This window comes from Bradyrhizobium sp. UFLA01-814, from assembly GCF_046718885.1.
Taxonomy (GTDB): domain Bacteria; phylum Pseudomonadota; class Alphaproteobacteria; order Rhizobiales; family Xanthobacteraceae; genus Bradyrhizobium; species Bradyrhizobium elkanii.
In genome coordinates this window covers 21,438-28,542 of sequence record NZ_JAQOSR010000121.1, presented here as the reverse complement: position 1 = coordinate 28,542, position 7,105 = coordinate 21,438, and the positions used below count along the sequence as shown (strand labels likewise).

Sequence of the window (7,105 nt, the reverse complement as noted above, 5' to 3'; positions counted from 1 at the left end):
CCCCCGCAAGCGGGAGAGGGAGCCTTGCCGCGTTGCGTCCCTAACGCTTCGTTCCCTTCACCGCCGCCTCAAGGCTCGCTTTCGCCGAGCCGGGCTTGAGCGGCTTCGGCTGGCTTTCATGCGGCGCCCAGCCGGAGAGCCAGACGATGTCGAAGGTGGCGCGGATGCGGCCGTCGGGATCGGCGAAGCGCTCGCCGTAGATCTGCGCCATCCGCAGCATGGTGGCGCGGCGGGTTAAGGTGTGACGGCGCTCGCGCAGCACATTGGTGGCGCCCATGCGTCTGAGATCGGCCATCAGCGCAAATGCGCTGGCATAGCGCACGACGACGCGGTCGACGTCGGTGACCGGCAGTGCGAAGCCGGCCCGCTGCAACAGCGCGCCGATATCGCGCAGATCGGCGAACGGTGCGACGCGCGGCGACGCCCCGCCCTCGCACTCGGCCTCCGCCGCGGCAAAGCTCTGCCGCAGTTCGGTCAGCGTATCGCCACCGAGCATCGAAGCGAGCAGCAGCCCGTCCGGCTTCAGCGCCCGGCGGAGCTGCGCCAGCACGCCCGGTAGGTCGTTGACGAACTGGAAGGCGAGCGCGGAGACCACAAGATCGAGCGACTCTGGCGGCAGACCGAGCGCTTCCGCCTCGCTGAAACCGATCGCATCGACCGCGGCGACACGTCCGCGCAGGGCGTCCGCGAGCCCGTCACCCGGCGTCCAGACATCGGCCGCCGCCGAAAAGCTGCGCGACACCGCCAGCAAGCGGTCCGCCATGTCCTCTGTGGCGCGATCGAGCAGGAATGTCGCTGCCCCCTTGCGCCGCGCGCGCGCCAGCCGCGCACCGAGCAAGGCGCGATCGAACAGGATGGGGGCTGAGGGCGGGGGCGTTGCCATGCCCGCTGGTTACGCCGGACCGCCGCCGCAGGCAATGCGCCTTGAGCCGGCGCTGCTCAAACGCTAGCCTCGCCCGCCATGGACGCCGAGGCATCACCGACACGCTCCATTACCGGTCACGTCCAGCGCGCGCTTGGCGCGGTCGGGGGCGCGTGGCTGCGCACCGCGCGACTGGCACTCGATATCGCGCTGCCGACGCTATGCGTTTCGTGCCGCGAGCCGGTCGATGGCGAGGGTGTGTGCGCGATCTGCTGGGCCAGATTGTCGTTCATCGCACCGCCGTTCTGCCCGCGGCTCGGGATTCCCTTTGTCTACGATCCCGGGCCCGAGCTGCTGTCGATGGAGGCGATCGCCAATCCGCCGGCCTACCAGCGCGCCCGCGCCGCGGTGCGCTATGACGATGTCGCGCGCACGCTGGTGCACGCATTGAAATACCAGGATCGCACCGATCTGGCGCCGACAATGGGTCGCTGGATGGCGCGGGCGGGGAAGGAATTGCTCCGCGACGCCGATCTGCTGGTTCCGGTTCCTCTGCACTGGCGGCGCGGCTGGAGCCGGCGCTACAACCAGTCCGGGGCGCTCGCCAAGGTGATCGCGCGCCAGAGCGGCGTCAAAATGGCTGCCGAAGCGTTGCGGCGCATCCGAGCCACCGAGCAGCAGATCGGGCTGTCACGCAAGGATCGCGCCAGCAATGTCCAGGGTGCATTCGGGGTCGCCCATGAACGCAAGGCTGACGTCCAGGGCCGCCGCGTGATCCTGATCGACGACGTCCTGACCTCGGGCGCGACAGTGGATGCCTGCGCGCGGGCGCTGCTCCGCGCCAAAGCCGCGCAGGTCGACGTGCTGGTGTTTGCCCGGGTTGTCGATACCCACCGCGCTCCCATATAATCTGACATTCTGGTTCAACCGAGCGCACCATGACCGCTGCCATTGAAATCTACACCCGCCCGGGCTGCGGTTATTGCACCGCGGCCAAATCGCTTTTGACGCGCAAGAACGCCGCGTTCACCGAACTCAGCGTCGCCAGCAACCCGGCCTATCGCGACGAGATGTACGGTCGCGCCGGTACCGGCTCGACCTTCCCGCAGATCTTCATCGGCAAGACCCATGTCGGCGGCTGCGACGAGCTCTACGCGCTCGACCGCGAGGGTAAGCTCGACGGCCTGCTCAGCAACGGAGGCGGCGCCTGATGACGGAGAACATTTTCACCGCCGCCATGGTGCAGATGCGCACCGGATTGCTGCCGGAGCCGAGCCTCGAGCAGGGCACGCGGCTGATCCGCGAGGCCGCCGCGCAGGGTGCCAAATATGTACTGACCCCCGAGGTCAGCAACATGATGCAGCTCAACCGCAAGGCGCTGTTCGAGCATTTGGCGAGCGAAGAGGACGACACGTCGCTCAAGGCGTATCGCGCGCTGGCCGCCGAGCTGAAGATCCATCTGCATATCGGCTCGCTGGCGCTGCGCTACTCGCCGGAGAAGGCGGTCAACCGTTCGTTCCTGATCGGGCCCGAGGGCAATCTGCTCGCGAGCTACGACAAGATCCATATGTTCGATATCGATTTGCCGGGCGGCGAGAGCTACCGCGAATCGGCCAATTATCAGCCCGGCGAGACCGCCGTGATCTCCGACCTGCCCTGGGGCCGGATCGGACTGACGATCTGCTACGACGTGCGCTTCCCGGCGCTGTATCGCGCGCTGGCCGAGGCCGGCGCATCGTTCCTCACGGTGCCATCCGCCTTCACCCGCAAGACCGGCGAGGCGCATTGGCACACGCTGCTGCGCGCCCGCGCCATCGAGACCGGCTGCTTCGTGTTCGCAGCAGCGCAGGCCGGCCTGCATGAGAACAAGCGCGAGACCTTCGGCCATTCGCTGATCATCGACCCCTGGGGCGAGATCCTCGCCGAGGGCGGCGTCGAGCCGGGCGTATTCCTGGCCGAGATCGATCCGGCCAAGGTCGAGACCGCGCGCAAGACCATTCCCTCGCTGCAGCATGGCAGGCGTTTCGGCATCGCCGACCCCAAGGCCGGCCCGGAACATCTGCACCTCGTCCGGGGTTCGGCATGATCCGCTACACGCTGCGCTGCGAGCGCGGCCACCAGTTCGAGAGCTGGTTCCAAAGCTCCTCGGCCTATGAATCGCAGGAGCGGCGTCACCTGATCGATTGCCCGTCCTGCGGCTCTGACAAGGTCGAGCGCGCGATCATGGCGCCGCAGGTCGTCAGCAAGAAGGGCCGCGAACCGGCCCAGCCGGCGCCGTCCGCCCCCGTCGAGGCGACGCCTAACGAATCGACGTCGCTGATGATGGCGCAGGAGCGCGAGCTGCGCAGCAAGCTGAAGGAGCTGCGCGACCACATCGTGAAGAACGCCGACAATGTCGGCGACCGCTTCCCGAACGAAGCGCGCAAGATGCATTACGGCGATATCGAGCACCGGCCGATCTATGGCGAAGCCTCGCCCGAGGAGGCCCGCGCGCTGATCGACGAAGGCGTCGAGGTCTCGCCGCTGCCGACGCTGCCGGAAGACCGGAACTGATTCACTCCGTCATTCCGGGATGGTCCGAAGGACCAGACCTCAGATGCGCAATTTCGCATCGGGGAATCTCGCACCACAATCTCCGGATTTCCGGGTTCGCGCTGCGCGCGCCCCGGAATGACGGCCACGAGGAAGCATGACTCCCGACTCATTCTCCTCCTGGCAGGTCTGGGCGTTTCTTTCCGCCGTTTTCGCCGCGCTGACCGCGATCTTCGCCAAGGTCGGCGTCGAGGGCATCAACTCCGATCTCGCCACCCTGATCCGTACCGTGATCGTCTTGATCACGCTGTCGGCCATCCTGTTCGCGACCGGGCAGTTCACCCAGTCCGGCCCGATCTCGGCGAAGAGCTGGCTGTTCCTGCTGCTGTCCGGGCTCGGCACCGGCGCGTCGTGGATCTGCTATTTCCGCGCGCTCAAGCTTGGACCGGCCACACTCGTCGCGCCGATCGACAAGCTCAGCGTGGTGCTGGTGGCGCTGTTCGGCGCCACCTTCCTTGGCGAACGCCCGTCGGCCTATGGCTGGATCGGGATCGCGCTGATCTCCGCGGGCGCGGTGCTGGTTGCCGTCAAAGGCTGATAGCGTTTTTGAGCGAAACGGGCACCGGTTCGCGTGAAGAAAACGCGTCAAACAAGAGTCTACGCAGCGATCAACAAGGCGACGCCGATCACGATCAGCACGATGCCGAACACCTCGCGCAGCGAGAACGGCTGCTTGAGCGAGAAATACGCCACGCCCTGCGCGAACAGCACCTCGATCAGCGCCAGCGTGCGCACATTGGCGGCGGCGGTGAGCGCGAACGCCAGGAACCAGAATTGCGATGAGAACGCGCCCATGAAGCCCGCGAACATCGAGGGCCGCCACAGCTTGAGGATCGACCTCAGCACGTCGGGCGCGCGCAGCAACAGATAGACCGAGAGGATCAGCGTCTGCACGAGGAGGCTCCACATCAGCGTGTAGGAGGCCGCCGTGACAAACGAGACCGAGGGCACCGCTATGATCGCGCCGCGAAAGCTCACCGCCGAGATCGCGAACACCGCGGCGGCGCCGAGGCCGAGCACGGTCGGGCGCAGGTCGGCAAAGCTCTTTTGACCGCCGGGCCGCAGCGCGGTGATGACGACGCCGATGGTGGCGACCACGATTGCGATCACCTTGGTAGTGGTGAGATGGTCGCCGAGGAAGACGAAGCCGAAGATCGCGGTCTGGATCGCCTCGGTCTTCATGTAGGCCGTGGTCACCACGAAAGAGCGGTCGTTCATCGCCAGCAGCATGAAGCCGGTGCCGACGATCTGGCTGAGCGCGCCGGTCACCAGCCACGGCCAGAACGCCGCCGCCGGCCACGGCACGCGATCGCCGGTCAGCAGCACCGCGAGCGCGAAGAACACCACCGAGAACGGCAGGCCGAACAGGAAACGGATATTGGTCGCGCCCCAGGTCCCGAGCGGCCCGGTCAGATGCCGCTGCATCGCATTGCGCGCCACCTGCCCGAACGCGGCGACGATGGTGAAGGGAATCCAGAGCGAGGCGATCGTGGACATGGGGGATAAGGAAAGCATACCGGCGGGACGCACAGCGTGCCGATTGCCGCTGACGCGGTCAATCGAGTGGGCGCATGGCAGGCCTGCGATCGAGCCGCAAACCCGCTGTCGTCCCTGCGGAAGCAGGGACCGCAGGTGCAGGTTCGGGGCACGATGATTGAACGGGCCGTAACACCGGTCAGGTTTGGCGAGATGTAGAGCAGAACGCGTCCTGAACTCAGATCGCGCTCAGCAACGTCGGCCGGGGGTTATGGGTCCCTGCTTTCGCAGGGACGACACCGGATGTATTCGCGAAAGCCGGGCTAACTTCACTGGCGTTAAGGCGAGAAGGAGCAGGCCGATATCCCAAACTCCCTGTCGTCCCTGCGAAAGCAGGGACCCATAACCACAAGAAGCGGTTCGTGGCACACCAGTCAGACAAGCAGATCGCTAAGGTCCCGCCACTCGGGATTTTCGCGCTCGATCAGTTCGATCTTCCAGTCACGCTTCCATTTCTTGAGCTGCTTTTCACGCGTGATGGCCTCTTCTGCGAGTTGGTAGGACTCGACATGCACGAGGCGATACACGCCGTACCTTTTGACAAACGACGAGCCCTTGCCGGCCTTATGCTGCTCGAGCCTTGTCTGCACGGAATTTGTCACGCCGACATACAGCGTACCATGGCGCCGGCTTGCGAGGATGTAGACATAGTACATGCTCGGAACGCGGACCTCGCCCGACTATCTGGGCCGGTGGTTATGGGTCCCTGCTTTCGCAGGGACGACACCTTTCGGGAGGCAACAACGTCTCACATTTCCACCGATTGCACCACAATCTCGCTGTCGTCCCTGCGGAAGCAGGGACGACACCGGTTATGCCGGTGCAGATCGCCTCACACCTCTTCCGCCACCACCATGTAGTTCACGTCCATGTCGGTCGACACGGTCCATTTGTCGGCGAGCGGGTTGTAGACCACGCCGGCCTGCTCGGTGACGGTGAGGTTGACGTCGCCGAGATAGCGTTCGAGCTCGGCGGGGGTGACGAACTTGCTCCACTCGTGGGTGCCGCGCGGCAGCCAGCGCAGCACGTATTCGGCGCCGACAATGATCAGCGCAAAACTCTTCCAGTTGCGGTTGATCGTCGACGCCACCATCAGCCCGCCGGGCTTGAGCATGACCGCGCAGCGCTTGATGAAGGCGCCGACGTCGACGACGTGCTCGACCACCTCCATCGCCAGCACGATGTCGAAGCGCTCGCGGGCGTCCATCTCCTCCACCGTGGTGCAGCGGTAGTCGATCGACAGATGGCCCTTGTCGGCGTGCAGCTTCGCGGCAGCGATGTTGGTGGCGGAGGGATCGATCCCGATCACCTGGGCCCCCAACCGCGTGAACGGCTCGCACAGCAGGCCGGCGCCGCAGCCGATGTCGAGCAGGCGTAGGCCGGACAGGCAGCTGAGGCTCTTGGCGTTGCGCTCGAACTTGCGACAGGCGGCGTCGCGGATATAGGTCAGGCGCAGCGGGTTGATCTTGTGCAGCGGCGCCATCTTGCCGCGCGGATCCCACCATTCATCGGACAGCTTCGAGAATTTCGCGACCTCGGCCGGATCGACCGAGCTGGCGGAGGCATTGGCGGAGGAACTGGCGGAGAAACCGGAAAGCGTTGATTGCGTGGCCATGATTGCGCGCGCCCCTATCGCGCGGTGATCGAATTGCGGAACGACAGCGGCGCGGCGATGGTCCTGATGGTCTCGATGCCCTCGCCGACGCCGCGGATGGTGACGTCGCCATAGTTGAGCAGGCGCCCCATGATGCTCTGGTTGACGTCGACGCTCTCGACCTTGTCGAGGCTCATCTCGAAGGTGCGCCGCTTGATGAAGCCGCTCTTGTGCACCACGCGGAAATTGGTGACGTCGGTTTCGGTGGTCCAGCGGTGGAACCAGGCCGCGGCGGTCCAGTACAGCGCCGCGACCGCGACCACGGCGGCGGCCGCCAGGCAGGCCATCACGAGGCCGTCGACCGTCGTCATCCGCGACAGGATCAGCAGCGCCAGCACCACGATCCAGGCCCCGATCGCCGGCAAATAGAACATCCAGTGCGCATTGGTGGAATACAGCACCTTCTCGCCAGGCTGCAGGATCTCGTCGATATAACGTCCCATCCAATCCGCCTTCGAGTT

10 protein-coding genes are annotated in these 7,105 nt (G+C 65.6%); 5 read left to right on the top strand and 5 right to left on the bottom strand.

Features of this window, described 5'->3' with window-relative positions; genetic code table 11:
- Positions 1-40 precede the first annotated feature (40 nt).
- A complete protein-coding gene (locus tag PMN64_RS29955; RefSeq protein WP_411783249.1) occupies positions 41-883 on the bottom strand; it encodes a methyltransferase domain-containing protein in 843 nt (280 codons plus the stop codon).
- 78 nt (positions 884-961) lie between these two features.
- Here PMN64_RS29955 and PMN64_RS29950 point away from each other — a divergent pair, with 78 nt between their 5' ends.
- The 5 genes from PMN64_RS29950 (at position 962) to PMN64_RS29930 (ending at position 3,992) form a co-directional block, all read left to right on the top strand.
- Positions 962-1,771: a ComF family protein gene (locus PMN64_RS29950; RefSeq protein WP_411783248.1), complete on the top strand. Its 810-nt coding sequence runs from the start codon at positions 962-964 to the stop codon at positions 1,769-1,771.
- Positions 1,772-1,800: 29 nt separating this feature from the next.
- A complete protein-coding gene (grxC, locus tag PMN64_RS29945; RefSeq protein WP_069279771.1) occupies positions 1,801-2,073 on the top strand; it encodes a glutaredoxin 3 in 273 nt (90 codons plus the stop codon).
- Positions 2,073-2,948 carry a carbon-nitrogen hydrolase family protein gene (locus tag PMN64_RS29940; protein ID WP_168858580.1) on the top strand — a complete coding sequence of 292 codons (876 nt, stop codon included), beginning with the start codon at positions 2,073-2,075 and terminating at the stop codon, positions 2,946-2,948. Before grxC ends, PMN64_RS29940 begins: the two co-directional genes overlap by 1 nt.
- Positions 2,945-3,415, top strand: a complete 471-nt coding sequence (locus PMN64_RS29935) for a DUF1178 family protein (protein ID WP_411783247.1) — start codon at positions 2,945-2,947, stop codon at positions 3,413-3,415. The genes PMN64_RS29940 and PMN64_RS29935 overlap by 4 nt, the downstream gene beginning before the upstream one ends.
- A 136-nt stretch (positions 3,416-3,551) precedes the next feature.
- A complete protein-coding gene (locus PMN64_RS29930) occupies positions 3,552-3,992 on the top strand; it encodes an EamA family transporter (RefSeq protein WP_411783246.1) in 441 nt (146 codons plus the stop codon).
- Positions 3,993-4,051: 59 nt separating this feature from the next.
- Here the strand turns inward: PMN64_RS29930 and PMN64_RS29925 are convergent, their stop codons facing one another.
- From PMN64_RS29925 to PMN64_RS29910, 4 genes are all read right to left on the bottom strand, one after another.
- On the bottom strand, positions 4,052-4,951 hold the full coding sequence (locus PMN64_RS29925; RefSeq protein WP_411783245.1) for an EamA family transporter: 900 nt from the start codon (positions 4,949-4,951) through the stop codon (positions 4,052-4,054).
- A gap of 413 nt (positions 4,952-5,364) precedes the next feature.
- Positions 5,365-5,646 (bottom strand): GIY-YIG nuclease family protein, encoded by a 282-nt coding sequence (locus PMN64_RS29920; RefSeq protein ID WP_411783244.1) that lies wholly within the window; start codon positions 5,644-5,646, stop codon positions 5,365-5,367.
- A gap of 176 nt (positions 5,647-5,822) precedes the next feature.
- Positions 5,823-6,605: a bifunctional 2-polyprenyl-6-hydroxyphenol methylase/3-demethylubiquinol 3-O-methyltransferase UbiG gene (gene ubiG / locus PMN64_RS29915; RefSeq protein ID WP_411783243.1), complete on the bottom strand. Its 783-nt coding sequence runs from the start codon at positions 6,603-6,605 to the stop codon at positions 5,823-5,825.
- A 14-nt stretch (positions 6,606-6,619) separates the two neighbouring features.
- Positions 6,620-7,087, bottom strand: coding sequence for a PH domain-containing protein (locus tag PMN64_RS29910; RefSeq protein WP_016843303.1), 468 nt, complete (start codon positions 7,085-7,087; stop codon positions 6,620-6,622).
- Positions 7,088-7,105: the final 18 nt, after the last annotated feature.

What these genes read in the sequence shown, in the direction of transcription:
- PMN64_RS29955 (WP_411783249.1), bottom strand. Translation starts at nt 883, where the DNA reads ATGGCAACGCCCCCGCCCTCAGCCCCCATCCTGTTCGATCGCGCCTTG.
- PMN64_RS29950 (WP_411783248.1), top strand. Translation starts at nt 962, where the DNA reads ATGGACGCCGAGGCATCACCGACACGCTCCATTACCGGTCACGTCCAG.
- grxC (WP_069279771.1), top strand. Translation starts at nt 1,801, where the DNA reads ATGACCGCTGCCATTGAAATCTACACCCGCCCGGGCTGCGGTTATTGC.
- PMN64_RS29940 (WP_168858580.1), top strand. Translation starts at nt 2,073, where the DNA reads ATGACGGAGAACATTTTCACCGCCGCCATGGTGCAGATGCGCACCGGA.
- PMN64_RS29935 (WP_411783247.1), top strand. Translation starts at nt 2,945, where the DNA reads ATGATCCGCTACACGCTGCGCTGCGAGCGCGGCCACCAGTTCGAGAGC.
- PMN64_RS29930 (WP_411783246.1), top strand. Translation starts at nt 3,552, where the DNA reads ATGACTCCCGACTCATTCTCCTCCTGGCAGGTCTGGGCGTTTCTTTCC.
- PMN64_RS29925 (WP_411783245.1), bottom strand. Translation starts at nt 4,951, where the DNA reads ATGTCCACGATCGCCTCGCTCTGGATTCCCTTCACCATCGTCGCCGCG.
- PMN64_RS29920 (WP_411783244.1), bottom strand. Translation starts at nt 5,646, where the DNA reads ATGTACTATGTCTACATCCTCGCAAGCCGGCGCCATGGTACGCTGTAT.
- ubiG (WP_411783243.1), bottom strand. Translation starts at nt 6,605, where the DNA reads ATGGCCACGCAATCAACGCTTTCCGGTTTCTCCGCCAGTTCCTCCGCC.
- PMN64_RS29910 (WP_016843303.1), bottom strand. Translation starts at nt 7,087, where the DNA reads ATGGGACGTTATATCGACGAGATCCTGCAGCCTGGCGAGAAGGTGCTG.